Source organism: Micromonospora musae, from assembly GCF_003626635.1.
Classification (GTDB): domain Bacteria; phylum Actinomycetota; class Actinomycetes; order Mycobacteriales; family Micromonosporaceae; genus Micromonospora; species Micromonospora musae.
Map to the genome: position 1 here is coordinate 464561 of NZ_RAZT01000003.1, position 16045 is coordinate 480605.

Genomic DNA, 16045 nt, shown 5'->3' on the forward strand with positions numbered 1-16045 from the left:
CCCGGAGTAGCTCAGTGACATCGCCCCGCACCACCCTCAGCCTGGTCGACACCGACCCAGCCGAGCTCGCCGTCGACGCCATCGTGATCGGCGTGCACAGTCAGACCGGTGAGCAGGCCGCCACCAGCGGCCTCGCCGGCACCCTGCTGCTCGCCAGCGGCGCCGAGAGCATCGCCGCCGCCTTCGACGGGAAGCTCACCGAGACGCTGGCGCTGCTCGGCGCGACCGGCGGCCCGGGCGAGGTGATCAAGCTGGCGACGCTGGGCACGATCACGGCTCCGGTGGTCGCCGCGGTCGGCCTCGGCCCCGAACCGGCCGGCGCCGCGCCGAAGCCGGAGGTCCTGCGCCGGGCCGCCGGTTCGGCGGTACGCGCCCTCGCCGGCGCGTCCCGGGTGGCGGTGGCCCTGCCGCTGCCGGACGACGCCGACGCCCCGGCCGCACTGCGCGCGGTCGCGGAGGGCGCGCTGCTCGGCGGGTACCGCTTCGCGGGCTACAAGACCCGGCCGCAGCCGGCCCGGCGGGAGCCGGTCGCCGAGGTGCTGGTGGCCGTGCCGGACGCCACGGAGGGCACCGCGCAGACCGAGGTGGCCCGCGCCGCGGCGGTGGTCGGGGCGGTTCTGACCAGCCGCGACTGGGTCAACACCGCGCCGAACGAGCTGCGCCCGCCGGCCTTCGCCGACGCGGTCGCCGATGCCGCCCGCGAGGCCGGGCTCGGCGTCGAGGTGCTCGACGAGGCGGCACTGCGCGACGGCGGCTACGGCGGCATCATCGCCGTCGGTCAGGGCTCCGAGGCCCCGCCGCGGCTGGTGAAGCTCACCTACACGCCGCAGGGTGGCGGCAACGGCAAGCGGGTGGCGCTGGTGGGCAAGGGCATCACCTTCGACACCGGCGGTATCTCGATCAAGCCGGCGCAGGGCATGTGGGAGATGAAGTCCGACATGGCGGGCGCGGCGGCGGTCGGCGCGGCCATGCTGGCGGTGGCGGCGCTCAAGCCGTCCGTCGCGGTGACCGGCTACCTGCCGATGGCCGAGAACATGCCGTCGGGGACGTCGTACCGGCCGGGTGACGTGATCAGCATGTACAGCGGCAAGAAGGTCGAGGTGTTGAACACCGACGCCGAGGGCCGGATGATCCTGGCCGACGCGATCGCCCGCGCCTGCGAGGACGGCACCGACTACCTCTTCGAGACCTCCACCCTCACCGGTGGCCAGGTGATCTCGCTGGGCAAGCGGATCGCCGGTGTGATGGGTACGCCGGAGCTCTGCGAGCGGGTGAAGGTCGCGGGCGAGGCGACCGGCGAGCCGGCGTGGCCGATGCCGCTGCCGGACGACGTGCGCAAGGGCATGGACTCCGACGTGGCCGACATCTCCCAGGTCAACGCCGGGATGGACCGAGCCGGGCACATGCTGCAGGGCGGCGTGTTCCTGCGCGAGTTCGTCACCGAGGACGTGGCGTGGGCGCACATCGACATCGCCGGGCCGGGCTACCACTCGGGTGAGCCGACCGGCTACTGGACCAAGGGCGGCACCGGTGTGCCGGTCCGCACCCTCCTGCACCTGGTCGAGGACGTCGCCACCAACGGCTGATCCCCGCCCGCCCCGGCCCGGGGCGCTGCGCAGATTCACGGAAAGAGTGGCTGTTCCGCGCGGAACAGCCACTCTTTCCGTGTACGAGGCCCCACGGAGGGGGCCGGGATGGGGTCAGTAGAGGTCGGGGCGGCGTTTGCGACGTTCGTTGAAGTCGCGCATGCGCTGCGGGTAGCCCATGAGGCGCACGTCGTAGACCGGGATCCCCAACCGGTGGGCGAAGCGACGCGCCCCGTCGGGGCCGTCGATGCGTCGGCGGGTCCACTCCCCGTCGTCGGCGATCAGGATCACCGTGGTCTCGGTGACTGTCGTCCGGGGCTCGATGTACGCCTCGACGCCGCGCCGGGTGCGGACGAAGTTCTCAAGATGCTCCAGATCGGCACGGTCGACCGCCCGATCCTGGCTCACCGCGCGCGTCGGCTTGCGGCGCCGGAACAATCCCACGGACCTCTCCCCCACAATCCGTCATCGACGACGGGGCCAAGCGTACGTGTCGGAGACGTGTCGTTGGGCACCTCGCTACGCGCTCTGTGGCCGGTGGTGACAAGATGACCGAGGTGGGGTCTGCCCAAGAGGCGTCCCGCCGTGACCCCCGATGCACTGTCGCTACCTGGGAGTTGGACGTGAGCGAGCCGAACGACGCAACCTTCGACATCGTCATCCTCGGAGGTGGCAGCGGCGGCTACGCGACCGCGCTGCGCGCCGCCCAGCTGAACCTCTCGGTCGCGCTGATCGAGAAGGGCAAGCTCGGCGGCACCTGCCTGCACAACGGCTGCATCCCGACGAAGGCGCTGCTGCACGCGGCCGAGGTCGCCGACCAGACCCGCGAGTCGGAGCAGTTCGGTGTGAAGGCCGACCTCGTCGGCATCGACATCGCGGCGGTGCACTCGTACAAGGACGGCGTGATCGGCCGGCTCTACAAGGGCCTGCAGGGCCTGCTGGGCAGCTCCAAGAACATCACCGTGGTGGCCGGGGCCGGTCGCCTCGTCGCCCCGAACGCCGTCGAGGTCGACGGCAAGCGTTACACCGGCCGCAACATCGTGCTGGCCTCCGGCTCGTACGCCAAGAGCCTGCCCGGCCTGGAGATCGACGGCGAGCGGGTCATCACCAGCGACCACGCGCTGACCCTGGACCGGGTTCCGTCCTCGGCGATCGTGCTGGGCGGCGGCGTGATCGGCGTCGAGTTCGCCAGCGTCTGGAAGTCCTTCGGCGTGGACGTGACCATCATCGAGGCCCTGCCCCGCCTGGTCGCCGCCGAGGACGAGGAGTCGTCGAAGGCGCTGGAGCGGGCCTTCCGTAAGCGGAAGATCAACTTCAAGGTCGGCAAGCCGTTCGAGAAGGTCGAGAAGACCACCGACGGTGTCAAGGTGACCATCGCGGGCGGCGAGACCGTCGAGGCCGAGCTGCTGCTGGTCGCCGTCGGCCGGGGGCCGACCACCGCCAACCTCGGCTACGAGGAGCAGGGCGTCAAGATGGACCGCGGCTACGTGCTGACCGACGAGCGGCTGCGCACCAGCGTGCCGAACGTCTACGCCGTCGGTGACATCGTGCCGGGCCTCCAGCTCGCGCACCGCGGCTTCCAGCAGGGCATCTTCGTCGCCGAGGAGATCGCCGGCCAGAACCCGGCCGTGATCGACGAGGCGGGCATCCCGCGGATCACCTACTGCGACCCGGAGGTCGCCTCGGTCGGTCTCACCGAGGCGAAGGCCAAGGAGCAGTACGGCGCCGACAAGGTCAAGACCTTCAACTACAACCTCGGCGGCAACGGCAGGAGCCAGATCCTCAAGACCGCCGGTCACGTCAAGCTGGTCCGGGTCGAGGACGGCCCGGTGGTCGGCGTGCACATGATCGGCGCCCGGGTCGGCGAGTTGATCGGCGAGGCGCAGCTCATCTACAACTGGGAGGCCTACCCGGCCGAGGTGGCGCAGCTCGTGCACGCCCACCCCTCGCAGACCGAGGCCCTGGGTGAGGCGCACATGGCCCTGGCGGGCAAGCCGCTGCACGTACACGCCTGATCGAGAACGTATTTTGCGGCGTCCGGCGACGGGCGATGATCCCACCAGGGGAATGAAGGAGTCTGGAGAACATGCCGGTATCGGTCACCATGCCTCGGCTCGGCGAGAGCGTCACCGAGGGCACCGTCACCCGCTGGCTCAAGCAGGAGGGTGACACCGTCGAGGTCGACGAGCCCCTGCTCGAGGTCTCCACCGACAAGGTGGACACCGAGATCCCGTCGCCGGCGGCGGGCGTGCTGACCCGGATCGTGGTCGGCGAGGACGAGACCGCCGAGGTCGGCAGCGAGCTGGCCGTCATCGCCGGCGAGGGTGAGCAGGCCGGCGCCGCCGCGCCGCAGCAGCAGGCCCCGGCCGAGCAGGCCGCCCCGGCCCCGCAGCCGACGGCCGCCGCCGAGGGCACCGCGCCCGAGCCGGCACCGCAGGCCGCGCCGGCCCCGGCCGCCGCTCCCGCGCCGTCCGGCGAGGGCACCCCGGTCACCATGCCGGCCCTCGGCGAGAGCGTCACCGAGGGTACGGTCACCCGCTGGCTCAAGCAGGTCGGCGAGACCGTCGAGGCGGACGAGCCGCTGCTGGAGGTCTCCACCGACAAGGTGGACACCGAGATTCCGTCGCCGGTCGGCGGCACCGTCCTGGAGATCAAGGTCGCCGAGGACGAGACCGCCGCGGTCGGCGCGGAGCTGGCCGTGATCGGTGCCGCCGGTGCCGCCCCGGCCGCGCAGCCCGAGGCGAAGCCGGCCCCGCAGGCCGAGGCGAAGACCGCTCCGCAGGCCGAGGCGAAGCCCGCTCCGCAGGCCGAGGCGAAGCCCGCTCCGGCTCCCGCCGCCACCCCGGGGGTCTCGTACAACGAGCCGGCCGCGGAGGCCGAGGTCGCCAAGCAGCCGGTCCAGGCCGAGCAGCGGGCGGTGCCGCCAGCGCCGGCCCCGACCGCGCAGGCCCCGGCGGCTCCCGCCCCGGGCGCCGGCGCGGAGGCCGGTTACGTGACCCCGCTGGTCCGCAAGCTGGCCGCCGAGCACGGCGTCGAGCTGGCCTCGGTCAACGGCACCGGTGTCGGTGGCCGTGTTCGCAAGCAGGACGTGCTGGAGGCGGCGGAGCGGGCCAAGGCCGCCCAGGCCGCTCCGGCTGCAGCCCCGGCCGCTGCTGCGCCGGCCGCCGCGGCGAAGCCGGCCGCGAAGCCGCAGCCGAGCGCGAAGCGCGGCACCACGGAGAAGCTGCCCCGGATCCGCAAGGCCATCGCCAAGCGGATGCACGAGTCGCTGCACGAGATGGCGCAGCTCACCACCGTGATCGAGGTGGACGTCACCAAGGTCGCCAGGCTGCGGGCACAGGCGAAGGACTCCTTCCAGCAGCGGCACGGCGTGAAGCTCTCCTTCCTGCCCTTCTTCGCCCTCGCCGCCGTCGAGGCGCTTCAGACGTACCCGATCGTCAACGCCCAGCTGGACCTGGAGGGTGGGACGATCACCTACCCGGGCGCGGAGCACCTCGGCATCGCCGTCGACACCGAGCGTGGACTCGTGGTGCCGGTCATCCACAACGCCGGTGACCTGAACCTGGGCGGCATCGCCAAGCGGGTCGCCGACCTGGCCGAGCGGACCCGCACCAACAAGATCAGCCCGGACGAGATCGCCGGTGCGACGTTCACGCTGACCAACACCGGCAGCCGGGGTGCCCTCTTCGACACCCCGATCGTGCCGACGCCGCAGTCGGCGATGCTCGGCACGGGTGCCGTCGTCAAGCGTCCGGTCGTGGTCAACGACCCGAACCTCGGCGAGGTCGTCGCCGTCCGGTCGATGGTCTACCTGGCCCTCTCGTACGACCACCGGCTGATCGACGGCGCCGACGCGGCCCGTTTCCTGGCCGCGGTCAAGGAGCGGCTGGAGGCCGGCAACTTCGAGGCGGAGTTGGGTCTCTGACCCGCTGATTTAGCCACCGCGAAGGGCGCCCCGGTCACCCGGGGCGCCCTTCGCCGTCACGGCCCGCGGCGCCGCGGCACCTGTTGATCTGATTCCGGCCCGGGTCCGTCCCGGCCGCTGACAGACTCGTCCGGTGGGTGGTTCTCGGTGGCGTGGGCGGCTCGGGCCGGCCGTCGCGATCGCACCGGGCGCCCGGGTCGACAAGTTCGAGATCTTCTTCGACCTCGTCTTCGTCTTCTCCTTCTTCATCATCGTCCGGACCACCGCCATGGAGATCAGCGGACGCAGCCTGCTGCACGGCCTGCTCGTGCTCGCCGTGCTCTGGTGGTGCTGGGTGATCCACAGCGTGGTCGCCGCCCGGGTACGGCTCGGCGAGGGCTTCGTCCCGGTGCTCATGGTCGTCGGGATGGCCGCCCTGTTCTGCTTCGCGCTCTCCCTGCCGCAGGCGTTCGGCGACCCTCGGCGGACCGCCGCCGGACCGATGGTGGTGGCCGTCAGCTACCTCGTGATCCGTGCCGTGCACCTGCTCCTCTACTGGCACATCGCCAAGGAGAAATCGGGCGAACGCCGGCTGCTGCTCAAGTACTCCCCGGAGGTGGTCGTCAGCACCCTGCTGCTGCTCGCCGCCGCGCTGGTCCCGCCGTACGTCGACGACATGGGCCGGGCGGCGATGCTGCGTGACGCGCTCTGGGTCGCCACGGTGCTGTTGCAGTACGGCAGCGGCCTGGTCGCCGGCGCGTGGGGTTGGACGGTGACCTCGGCGGAGCACTGGACCGAGCGGTACGACCTGATCCTCATCATCGCGCTCGGTGAGTCGATCATCTCCGTCGGCGTCGGCGGCAACCTGCTCGGTCAGCCGGTCACCGCCGCGACGGTCGCGGCCGCCTCGTGCGGCATCGTCTTCACGGCGGCGCTCTGGTGGGCGCACTACGACGTCATCGGTCCGGCGGCACGGATCGCCCAGCACGAGGCGCTGGGCCGTCCCCGGGTGGCCCTGGCCCGCGACGCGTACGCCTACCTCTACCTCGTGATGATCGCCGGAATCATCACCTTCGCCCTCGGCGCCGAGGAGGTCGTACGCCAGATCAGCGATCCGCACGTCAGCCTGGCCGCACCGGCGCACGGGCCGGGGGTGCCGCTGCTCTTCGGCGGGGTCATCGGCTACTTCTGCGGCAACATGCTGTTCCAGGCCCGCACCCTGCACACCCTCTCCTGGACCCGGGTGGGGGTGGTGGTCGTGCTCGCCGCCGCCATTCCGGCCGGCGCGCAGCTGCCGGCGCTCGCCACCCTCGCCCTGCTGACCGTGATCTGCGTGGGCCTCGTGGCGGTCGAGGTGGTGGTCATGGCCGACGCCCGCAAGGCCCTGCGCTCGTACGTCTTCCAGGAACGGACGAGTCACGAGGCGCACGAGGTCGCCTACCGTGCGGCCTGGCACGAGCCCGAGGGGGGCGGTGGCGCCCGACGCGGTGACGCCCGGCGCGGGCGTGGTCCCCTCTGCCGGTAGCAGAATCGCGGGTTTCGGCTGGCTGCGGCGGGGTTCGGCCCGGCAGGCTGGGCGACATGGTCACCTTCTCCCTCCAGGCCAGCCCCTCCGACGCCGCGGGCTGGATCGAGCTGGCCCGGCGCGCCGAGGCCGCCGGGTACGACGCCCTGCTCGCCGCCGACCATCCGGGTGCGGTGGCCGCTCCCTTCGTCGCGCTGGCCGCCGCCGCGACGGCGACCAGCTCGATCGGTCTCGGGTCGTACGTCTCGAACGCCGGGGTCCGGGAACCGATGCTGCTCGCCGCCGACGTGGCGACCCTCGACCTGCTCTCCGGCGGGCGGGCGCGGCTCGGCATCGGCGCCGGGCACACCCCGGCCGAGTGGCGGGCCGTCGGCCGGGAGCGACCGGACGTGGCGGGTCGGGTCCGCCGCGCGGTGGCCGTCATCGAGGCGACCCGCGCCCTGCTCGACGGCGACGAGGTCACGGTGGAGACCGCCGACCTGGCCGTCCACGGTGCCCGGCTGGAGCGACCCCGCCCGGTCCAGCGGCGGATCCCGCTCACCGTCGGCACCGCGAACTCGGCGCTGCTGCGCTGGGCCGGCGCGCACGCCGACGTCGTCGGGCTCGCCGGTTTCGGCCGTACGCTGGCCGACGGCCACAGCCACGAGGTGCGCTGGCGGGCGGCGGAGATCGAGGCGCAGCTCGCCCGGGTGGCGGCCGGTGCCGAGGGCCGCGCCGAGCCGCCCGAGCTGGAGGCGCTCGTCCAGCGGGTCGTGGTGACCGACGACGCGGAGGCCGCCGCCGCGGAGACCGCCGAGGAGACCGGCCTGACCGTCGCCGAGCTGCTCGCCACCCCGTTCGTCCTGATCGGTACCGAGGACGAGATCGTCGCCTCGGTCGCCGCTCACCGTCGCCGCTGGGGCGTCACCCGCTACGTCGTCCGCGCGGACGCCCTCGACGCCCTCGCCCCCGTGCTGCCGCGCGCCGCCGCGCTCGCCTGACCCGTCAGCGCCCGTCAGCCGGGGCCGAGCCGCACGACGCCCACCTGCCGCCGTCCCGCCACCCGCGGGCCGGCGGCGTCCACGTCCCGCCAGGCACGGCCGCCGGCGGCGTCCACGTCCCGCCACGCATGGCCGCCGGCCGCGACGAGAGTCGGGTAGCCGAACACTGCCTTGACGTCGTCAGCCGCCACGCCGAGATTGGAGATGTCGTGGAGAGGTGACCTACCGTGAACATCGAGATCGCTCGCGTGGCTGATCTCGATCGGGTGGAGACGCTGGTCTCGTGGCTGAAGCGCCCCCATCTCGACCGGGTCACCATCACCATGCCCGGGCTCGACACCACAGAGCGTGAACGAGCCGCCAGGACCATCCGCCACCTGTTCAACGACTGCGGCTGCGCCTGGGCGGCGCTGGCGTTCGTCGTCGCGGTGCCGGCGGCCGTCCTGGCCCGACCGAGCGGCGGCGCGGCGTACGCGGTGGCCGCCCTCAGCTGTCTCGCGGCGGCCGTCGCCGGCAAGCTCCTCGGCCTGGCGTGGAGTCGCCAGCGCCTGCTCGCCCGGCTACGTGCCCTGCGATCCGCCTCCTGACACCGAAGGGGCGATCTCTCATGGCACTGGTCTGCACCGAAATCACCGAATGGATCGAGGAGGAGGTCTCCAAGCCGGTCGAGGAGTGGGAGGAGCGGCAGGAGAAGCGCTGCAAGGACTACCCCTGGTACGACCCGCGGGGCTGGGTCTGCTGGTTCGTCACGATCCTCGTGAAGGTGGTCCGGTGGGTCGTCGTCATCGTCGGCAAGTGGGTGACCCGTACGGTCTGCAAGCTCGTCGGAGTGGTCGTCGAGGCGATCGTCCAGATCGTCGGCGGGCTCTGGGACGTGATCGTCGGCATCGTGACGCTCGACTGGCGCCGCATCCTCGACGGGTTGCTGCGGATCGGCCTCGGCGCGGTGCTGGGAATCATCCGGCTCGGCCGCATCCTCCTGCTCGGGGACACGATCGACTACATCATCGAGGAGATCAACAAGGAGCGGCTGCGCCGGTACGTGCGCGGTCTGCTGGAGGCGAAGTACTCCGGCGACACGCTGAGCCAGATCAAGGCGGCCATCCGCCTCGACCACGGCGCGTTCGGGCTGCGCCTGCACGGCACCGCGTACCGGACGGTGCTCGACTCGGAGACGCCCTCGCCACGCGAACCGGAGGTGCCGAACCTGGTCGTGCTGCACGAGCAGGGTGCCATCAACCTCCGGGCACTCTGTGGCTTCGAGTTCGACGAGGGCTTCTGGAACCGCAAGCGCTACAAGACGCTCAAGAAGGAGACGGTGCTCGGCGGCGGTGGCGGCGGCGAGTTCGACAACCCGATCTCCGCGGACGACCTGGAGACGTACCTGACATCACGGGGCGCCGACGGCCCGCCGTTCATCGTGCTGCCGATGCGCGACGGCGCGCTGGACACGAAGCTCTCGACCGCCAGCGAGAAGGGGCGCGAACTGGCGCTCATGCTGGACTTCGACCGGGAGAACCGGGAGGTCACCGAGGCGGCGCACATCGTCCACCCGGGCTATGACCGGCCGAACACCCACTCCGCGCTGACCGACTTCCTGACCGACGTGCTCGACCGCCGGAACAAGGGCACCGAACCGGAGGGCGCCACCGCCGATCTCTGCCACCCGGTCGCCGCCGGCGTCTTCCGCTACACGGACGGCCTGCGCGGCATCGCGAACAACCTGCACGACAGCGCCTGCGGACTCGACGGCAAGAGCACCTCCGGCGTCACCTTCATCGACAACACCCCGGACCAGCTCTGGAAGTACGTACCGATCCACGAGCTGGGCCACTACTTCGGTCTGTGCCACACCGACGGGGTGGACCGGATCATGTACTCGCCGAAGACGAACAGTTGGTGGCGCGGCTGGGCGATCCCGCGCGGGGTGCTGAACATCTACCTCCAGGGCGAGCCGACGTTCGGTTACGGCGAGGCGAAGGCGACCTGGGACTACGTGGTGGCCCACTTCGCCCCGCAGTGCCTGGGCGCCCGGCCGGTCGTCGTCGAGGTCCGCCGGGCCGCCGCCGGCCCGGCGGGCGCGGTCGCCTGACCGGTGTACGTGCCTGACCGGCGCGCGTCGCTGGCGGACCGACGTCGCTTGATCAACTCGACTTCCGTGAAGTCGGGGTGTCCCGCTCGGCCGGACACCCCGACTTCCTTGAACACGAGTTGACCAAGGGCCGGCGGCGTCCCCGGGTCGGCAGCCGCCCGCGGGTCAGGCCGCGTCGGCCAGCCCCTCGTAGAAGCGGATCTTCTCGCGAAGGTGGTCGTACTGGTGCTGGAGCAGGCGCATCTGCTCCTCGACCCGCGTCGCGTGCTCCTCCAGCAGCGCCTTGCGCTCACCGGCGGTGTGCTCTCCCTCGCGGGCCAGGTCGGCGTACCGGCACATCTGCGCGATCGGCATCCCCGTGTCACGCAGGCAGCGGAACAGCACGAGCCAGCCCAGGTCGTCGTCGGTGAAGACCCGCCGGCCGCCCGAGGTGCGGCTGACGTCGCTCAGCAGGCCGATCTTCTCGTAGTAGCGGAGAGTGTCAAGGCTGAAACCGCTACGGCGGGCGGCCTCCGAGGGGGCGTACATGCCCAGAGGTTAGCGCTTGACCTGGAGTGCGCTCCAGGTTGAAAGCTGTGCGCATGACGACGACACGGAGACTGGGCCGCAGCGGCATCGAGGTCAGCGCGATCGGCATGGGTTGCTGGGCCATCGGCGGGCCACTGTGGGGTGACGGTGGGCAGCCGTTCGGCTGGGGCGAGGTCGACGACGACGAGTCGGTCCGCACCATCCACGCCGCCATCGACGCAGGGGTGACCCTCTTCGACACGGCCAGCAACTACGGCGCCGGGCACAGCGAGCGGATCCTCGGCCGGGCGCTCGCCGGCCGCCGCGACCGCGTGGTGCTCGCCACCAAGTTCGGCAACCGCTCCGACGAGGCCACCCGGCGCTGGATCGGCACCGACCCGGCCCCGGCGTACGCGGTGCGCAGCCTCGAGGAGTCGCTGCGCCGGCTCGACACGGACCACGTCGACCTGTTCCAGCTGCACCTCAACGACCTCCCGGTGCCCGTCGCGCTCGACCTGGTCGACACGCTCGAGGGGCTCGTCGCCGAGGGGAAGATCCGGGCGTACGGCTGGAGCACCGACCACCCCGACTCGGCCGAGGCGTTCGCGAAGGCGGGACCGCACTGCACCGCGATCCAGCACGACCAGTCGGTGCTCGCGGACAACGCCGCGATGCTGGCGGTCTGCGAGGCGCACGACCTGGCCGCCCTGAACCGGGGCCCGCTGGCGATGGGGCTGCTCACCGGCGCACAGCGGACAGCCGGCCGGGACGACGTGCGCGGGGTGGCGCCGGAGTGGCTGGTCTGGTTCACCGACGGCCGTCCGACACCCGAGTGGGCGGCCCGGGTCGAGCAGATCCGCGCGGCGCTGACCGCCGACGGCCGTACGCTCGCGCAGGGCGCGCTGGGTTGGCTGCTGGCCCGCAGCCCGCGCACGATCCCGATTCCCGGGGCCCGGACGGTGGCGCAGGCGGAGGAGAACTTCGCGACGCTGACGCTCGGTCCGCTGCCCGCGCAGGCGTACGCCGAGGTGGAGCGGCTCCTCGCCGACCTGCGGCCGACCCCGGTGGTGTGAGCCGGTCGTACTCGGCTCGACGTGCCAGGTCGGCCCCGCGTACCCGAAGATAGGGGCATGCGGATCCTCATGGCCGGCGCGTCCGGCTTCCTCGGCACCCGGCTGGTCGACCGGTTCACCGCCGACGGGCACCAGGTCACCCGGTTGGTCCGCCGCCCGGCGCGGACCCCCGACGAACGCCAGTGGCAGCCGTCCGCCGCGCAGCTCGACCCGGCGGTGGTCGCCGACGCCGACGCGGTGATCAACCTGGCCGGCGCGGGGGTGGGCGACCGGCGGTGGAACGACGAGTACCGGCGGCTGTTGCGCAGCAGCCGGGTCGACTCGACCACCACGCTGGCCATCACCATCGCCGGCCTGCCCGCCGAGGACCGGCCGAAGGTGCTGCTCAACTCGTCGGCGGTGGGCTGGTACGGCGACACCGGCGACCGGGCCGTGGAGGAGGACGCGCCGGCCGGCGAGGGCTTCCTCTCCGACCTGTGCCGGGTGTGGGAGGCGGCCACCCGGCCGGCCGAGGACGCCGGCGTACGGGTGGTCCGCCTGCGCACCGGGCTGCCGTTGCACCGTGACGGCGGGATGCTCAAGCCGCAGCTGCTGCCGATGCGGCTGGGCATCTCCGGCAAGCTGGGCGGGGGCCGGCAGTGGTGGCCGTGCCTGTCGTTGGCTGACTTCCTGAGCGCGGTGACGTTCCTGCTGGACCGTGAGGAGGTGGCCGGACCGGTCAACGTGGTCGGTCCGGCGCCGGTGACCAACGCGGAGTTCACCAAGGAGCTCGCCCGGCAGCTGCACCGGCCCGCGATCATGCCGATTCCCGCGCTGGCGCTGAAGATCGTGCTGGGCGGGTTCTCGGTCGAGGCGCTCTCCAGCTCCCGGGTGCTGCCCGGCGCCCTCACCCGCGCCGGCTTCACCTACCGCCACCCCGACCTACGTTCCGCCCTCCAAAGCGCCCTAACCGACTAACCCCCAGCCCCGTTGATCAAGAGGTTTGCGTCACGCCGGGGCCGGAACTTGACGCAAACCTCTTGATCAACCAGGTGCCCAGAGGGGATGGGGGTCAGCAGCCGATCACCCAGTGGTTGGGGGCGGTCTGCTTGAGGGTGGTCGTGTAGAAGGTGTTGTAGAGGCCCATCCGCTGGTTGGAGCCGTTCGCGTAGGCGTACCCGCCCGAGTGGTACGCCCGACCGGCGGCGACGTGCGCGTAGTTGCTGGCGGTCGTGCAGACCGGCGTGGGCGGATCCGTCGGCGGCGGGTCGGTGGGCGGCGGGTCGGTCGGGTCGCCGCCACCCCCGTTCAGACCGAAGAAGGCCGCGTCCCGGTACGCCGAGCAGATGGTGTCCAGGAAGTAGGCGGCCGCGTTGCCGCACTGCTCCGCTCCGCTGCCCGGGTCGACCGGGGTGCCGTGGCCCATGCCGGAGACCCGGTAGAGCCGGACGACGTCGTTGCCGTACACCTCGAGGCTGGTGCCGCCGGGCAGCGACGAGGTGCTGGTCGGGGTCTGCGCGACGCCGCGCACGTTCGTCCACTGGTCGCGGGCCTCAGCGGCGTTGAGCGGGGCGACGGTGGTGTCCGAGGTGCCGTGCCAGATGGCCACCCGGGGCCGGGGTCCGCTGTAGCCGGGGTACGCGTTGCGGACGAGGTCACCCCAGGCGGCCGGGCTCTTGTCGGTGCCCGGGTTCATGCAGCCGAACGCGTTGATCATGCTGGTGGCGCAGCGGTACGGAATGCCGGCGACGATCGACCCGGCGGCGAAGACGTCGGGGTAGGTGGCGAGCATGACGGCGCTCATCGCGGCGCCGGCGGAGAGGCCGCTCACGAAGACCCGGCCGCTGTCGATGCCGAAGTTCGCCTTGGCGTGGTCGACCATCTGCTTGATGGAGAGCGCCTCGCCCTGGCCACGGGCGGTGTCCCCGGTCTCGAACCAGTTGAAGCAGCTGGTGGCGTTGTTCGCGGACTTCTGCTCGGCCACGATGAGCGCGAAGCCCCACTGGTCGGCGTACTTGCGCCAGCCGGAGTTGGTGAAGTAGCCGGAGGCGTTCTGCGTGCAGCCGTGCAGCAGCACGACGGCCGGGGAGTTCGCCGGCAGGTTGTCCGGCCGGTAGGCGTACATGGTGAGGTTGCCGGGGTTCGAGCCGAAGCTCGACACCTGGGTGAGGGTGGCCGCCTGGGCGGGCGCGGCGAGGGTGACGGCGCCCGCGGCGGCGAGGACGAGCCCGGCGGCCACCGCGGCCAGCCGGGCGAGCAGGGATGAGGGGCGGCGCACGGCGGCCTCCAGAGGAAGGTGTGAACTGGGTCACCTGCGAATTGCCGCGACGTTACGACGAAATGACAGAGCTGCGACATGGGTGACCGGCACACATTCACAACCACCGCTGTGTTCGCCGCGAGCGGCGCTCGCGATTCGCCGGGGGTGAACCGGGCCGCGCCCGGCGGAGACGACAAGAAGGGGACGCTCCTTGCATGTATGACCGGCACGTCCAGTTCCGATTGGTAACGTCCGCTGCGTGCCGACCTCCCCGTCCGTGACCACCGGGCCCGCGCCCGCCTCGCCGCCGCGCACCGTCCGGGGGCGCGGGATCGACCTGATCGTGGTGCTGGCCGCGCTCGCTCTCGCCGTCTGGGTGACCAGTGGGCTGTGGCGCGACCCGAACGTACGGACGATCACCGTCAACTCCAGCGACCAGGCGCTCTTCGAGTGGCTGCTGGCGTTCGGCGGGCACGCGCTCACGCACGGCGAGAACCCGCTCTTCACCCACCTGATCAACGTGCCGGACGGGGTGAACCTCGCGGTCAACACCTCGATCACCGTGTACGCGGTGGTCTTCGCGCCGCTGACCTACCTGGTCGGTCCACCCGTCACGTTCCTGGTGATCCTCACCCTGAACCTGGCCGCCACCGCGATCGCCTGGTACGTGCTCTTCTCCCGGCAACTGGTCCGCAGCCGGCTCGCCGCCGCGGTCGGCGCCCTCTTCATCGCCTACTCCCCCGGCATGGTCTCGCACGCCAACGCCCACCTGAACTGGACGGCCGGCTGGCTGGTGCCGCTGCTGATCTGGCGCGCGTTCGCGCTGCGCCGACCCGGGCACTGGCTGCGCGACGGCGTCATCCTCGGCGTGCTCGTGGCGATCGCGTTCTCCATCGCCGCCGAGGGGCTCTTCTTCACGGCCCTCGCGCTCGGCCTCTTCGTCATCGTCTGGTCGCTGCACCCGGCCCGGCGCGCCGAGGCGAGGGCGGCGCTGCCGAACTTCCTCCGTGGCCTCGCGGTCACCGCCGTGGTCGCCGGCGCGCTGCTGGCGTACCCGCTCTGGCTGCACTTCGCCGGCCCGCAACGGTTCCACGGCACCGGCTTCGACCCGGTGACCCACTCCGAGGACATCGCGGCGTTCGGCGCGTACCCGCGGCGCTCCATCGCCGGCGAGGCCGGGTTGGGCACCTCGCTGGCCCCCAACCCGACCGAGGAGAACTCGTTCTTCGGGATCCCGCTGTTGCTGCTCACCGTGGTGTGCTTCGTGGCGCTCTGGCGGCGCGCCGACCCGGCCCGCCGCGCAACGCTCTGGGCGCTGGCCGCGGTGGCCGTCGTCTTCGGCGTGCTCTCCTGGGGGCCGGTCGCGAAGTTCGACGGCGACCGCACCGACGTGCCCATGCCGTTCGACGTGCTCGGACAGCTGCCGGTGGTGAACGCCGCGCTGCCCGCCCGGCTCGCGCTGGTGGTGGCGCCGGTGATCGGGCTGCTGCTGGCGTACACCCTCGACCAGCTCCGGTCGGCGCGGCGTCGACGTTCGACCGAGGTGGCCTGGTCGATCGGCTTCGTGGTCGCGCTGCTCCCGCTGCTGCCCACCCCGCTGCTGACCGACGAGCGCGAGCCGATCCCGCGGTTCATCACCGCCGGGACCTGGCGCGATTACGTCTCCCCGGGTGGGGTGCTCACCCCCGTGCCGACGGCCGTGGACATCTACCCGGACGGGCAGCGCTGGCAGGCGTACGCCCTCTCCCACCGGCAGGGCGAGTTCCGCATCCCGGCCGGCTTCTTCCTCGGCCCCGGCGGCCCGGACGGCCGGGGCCGGATCGGCCCCGTGCCGCGCCCGTTCAGCGCGCTGATGGACCAGGCGGCCCGGACCGGCCTGGTGCCGATCGTCACCGACGGCACGCTGCGGGAGGTCCGCGCCGACCTGGCGTACTGGCGGGTCGAGGCGGTGGTGCTCCCCGACCAGGTGCACGGGGCGAAGTTCGAGGTGGACCAGGACGCGGTCCGGCGCACCGCGACCGCCCTGCTCGGCGAGCCGCAGCGGGTGGACGACGTCTGGCTCTGGCGGGTCCCGCAGGACTGATCGGCTGCCCGGGTCGCCGGCGCGCCGAGCCGGCGGTGCGGCGGCAGTGCGGCGGC

The 16045-nt window shown here is 72.3% G+C and carries 14 protein-coding genes; 10 read left to right on the forward strand and 4 right to left on the reverse strand.

Annotation, left to right across the window (positions count from 1 at the left end; genetic code table 11):
• The first annotated feature begins 14 nt into the window (after positions 1-14).
• Positions 15-1586: a leucyl aminopeptidase gene (locus tag D7044_RS07915; protein ID WP_120688389.1), complete on the forward strand. Its 1572-nt coding sequence runs from the start codon at positions 15-17 to the stop codon at positions 1584-1586.
• Positions 1587-1700: 114 nt separating this feature from the next.
• On the opposite strand, the gene D7044_RS07920 is transcribed toward D7044_RS07915, so the two are convergent.
• The gene (locus D7044_RS07920; RefSeq protein ID WP_120678370.1) at positions 1701-2030 is read right to left on the reverse strand and encodes a hypothetical protein; all 330 of its coding nucleotides are present in this window, start codon (positions 2028-2030) and stop codon (positions 1701-1703) included.
• Between the two features lie 179 nt (positions 2031-2209).
• Here D7044_RS07920 and lpdA point away from each other — a divergent pair, with 179 nt between their 5' ends.
• The 4 genes from lpdA to D7044_RS07940 all read left to right on the forward strand — a co-directional run bounded on the left by lpdA (position 2210) and on the right by D7044_RS07940 (position 7995).
• Complete coding sequence (gene lpdA, locus D7044_RS07925) at positions 2210-3601, forward strand: dihydrolipoyl dehydrogenase (protein WP_120678372.1); 1392 nt, start codon at positions 2210-2212, stop codon at positions 3599-3601.
• A gap of 71 nt (positions 3602-3672) precedes the next feature.
• A complete protein-coding gene (gene sucB / locus D7044_RS07930; RefSeq protein ID WP_120688390.1) occupies positions 3673-5511 on the forward strand; it encodes a 2-oxoglutarate dehydrogenase, E2 component, dihydrolipoamide succinyltransferase in 1839 nt (612 codons plus the stop codon).
• A 133-nt stretch (positions 5512-5644) separates the two neighbouring features.
• Positions 5645-7015 carry a low temperature requirement protein A gene (locus D7044_RS07935; protein ID WP_120688391.1) on the forward strand — a complete coding sequence of 457 codons (1371 nt, stop codon included), beginning with the start codon at positions 5645-5647 and terminating at the stop codon, positions 7013-7015.
• Positions 7016-7071: 56 nt separating this feature from the next.
• Positions 7072-7995 (forward strand): TIGR03621 family F420-dependent LLM class oxidoreductase, encoded by a 924-nt coding sequence (locus D7044_RS07940; RefSeq protein ID WP_120678378.1) that lies wholly within the window; start codon positions 7072-7074, stop codon positions 7993-7995.
• Between the two features lie 14 nt (positions 7996-8009).
• Here the strand turns inward: D7044_RS07940 and D7044_RS32270 are convergent, their stop codons facing one another.
• Positions 8010-8186 (reverse strand): hypothetical protein, encoded by a 177-nt coding sequence (locus D7044_RS32270; protein ID WP_158609963.1) that lies wholly within the window; start codon positions 8184-8186, stop codon positions 8010-8012.
• Positions 8187-8222: 36 nt separating this feature from the next.
• On the opposite strand from D7044_RS32270, the gene D7044_RS07945 reads away from it, so the two are divergent.
• Together D7044_RS07945 and D7044_RS07950 are read left to right on the forward strand one after the other, a co-directional pair.
• Complete coding sequence (locus D7044_RS07945) at positions 8223-8582, forward strand: hypothetical protein (protein WP_120678380.1); 360 nt, start codon at positions 8223-8225, stop codon at positions 8580-8582.
• Between the two features lie 20 nt (positions 8583-8602).
• Complete coding sequence (locus D7044_RS07950; RefSeq protein WP_120688392.1) at positions 8603-10087, forward strand: hypothetical protein; 1485 nt, start codon at positions 8603-8605, stop codon at positions 10085-10087.
• Between the two features lie 165 nt (positions 10088-10252).
• Here D7044_RS07950 and D7044_RS07955 read toward each other — a convergent pair whose 3' ends face one another.
• Positions 10253-10615 carry a MerR family transcriptional regulator gene (locus D7044_RS07955; RefSeq protein ID WP_411710966.1) on the reverse strand — a complete coding sequence of 121 codons (363 nt, stop codon included), beginning with the start codon at positions 10613-10615 and terminating at the stop codon, positions 10253-10255.
• 53 nt (positions 10616-10668) lie between these two features.
• Between D7044_RS07955 and D7044_RS07960 the strand changes: the two genes are divergently transcribed.
• The gene (locus D7044_RS07960) at positions 10669-11667 is read left to right on the forward strand and encodes an aldo/keto reductase (protein ID WP_120688394.1); all 999 of its coding nucleotides are present in this window, start codon (positions 10669-10671) and stop codon (positions 11665-11667) included.
• Between the two features lie 57 nt (positions 11668-11724).
• Complete coding sequence (locus D7044_RS07965; protein WP_120688395.1) at positions 11725-12624, forward strand: TIGR01777 family oxidoreductase; 900 nt, start codon at positions 11725-11727, stop codon at positions 12622-12624.
• A gap of 94 nt (positions 12625-12718) precedes the next feature.
• Here the strand turns inward: D7044_RS07965 and D7044_RS07970 are convergent, their stop codons facing one another.
• Positions 12719-13924 (reverse strand): extracellular catalytic domain type 1 short-chain-length polyhydroxyalkanoate depolymerase, encoded by a 1206-nt coding sequence (locus D7044_RS07970; protein WP_120678388.1) that lies wholly within the window; start codon positions 13922-13924, stop codon positions 12719-12721.
• Between the two features lie 241 nt (positions 13925-14165).
• On the opposite strand from D7044_RS07970, the gene D7044_RS07975 reads away from it, so the two are divergent.
• Positions 14166-15989, forward strand: a complete 1824-nt coding sequence (locus D7044_RS07975) for a DUF2079 domain-containing protein (RefSeq protein ID WP_120688396.1) — start codon at positions 14166-14168, stop codon at positions 15987-15989.
• Positions 15990-16045 lie beyond the last annotated feature (56 nt).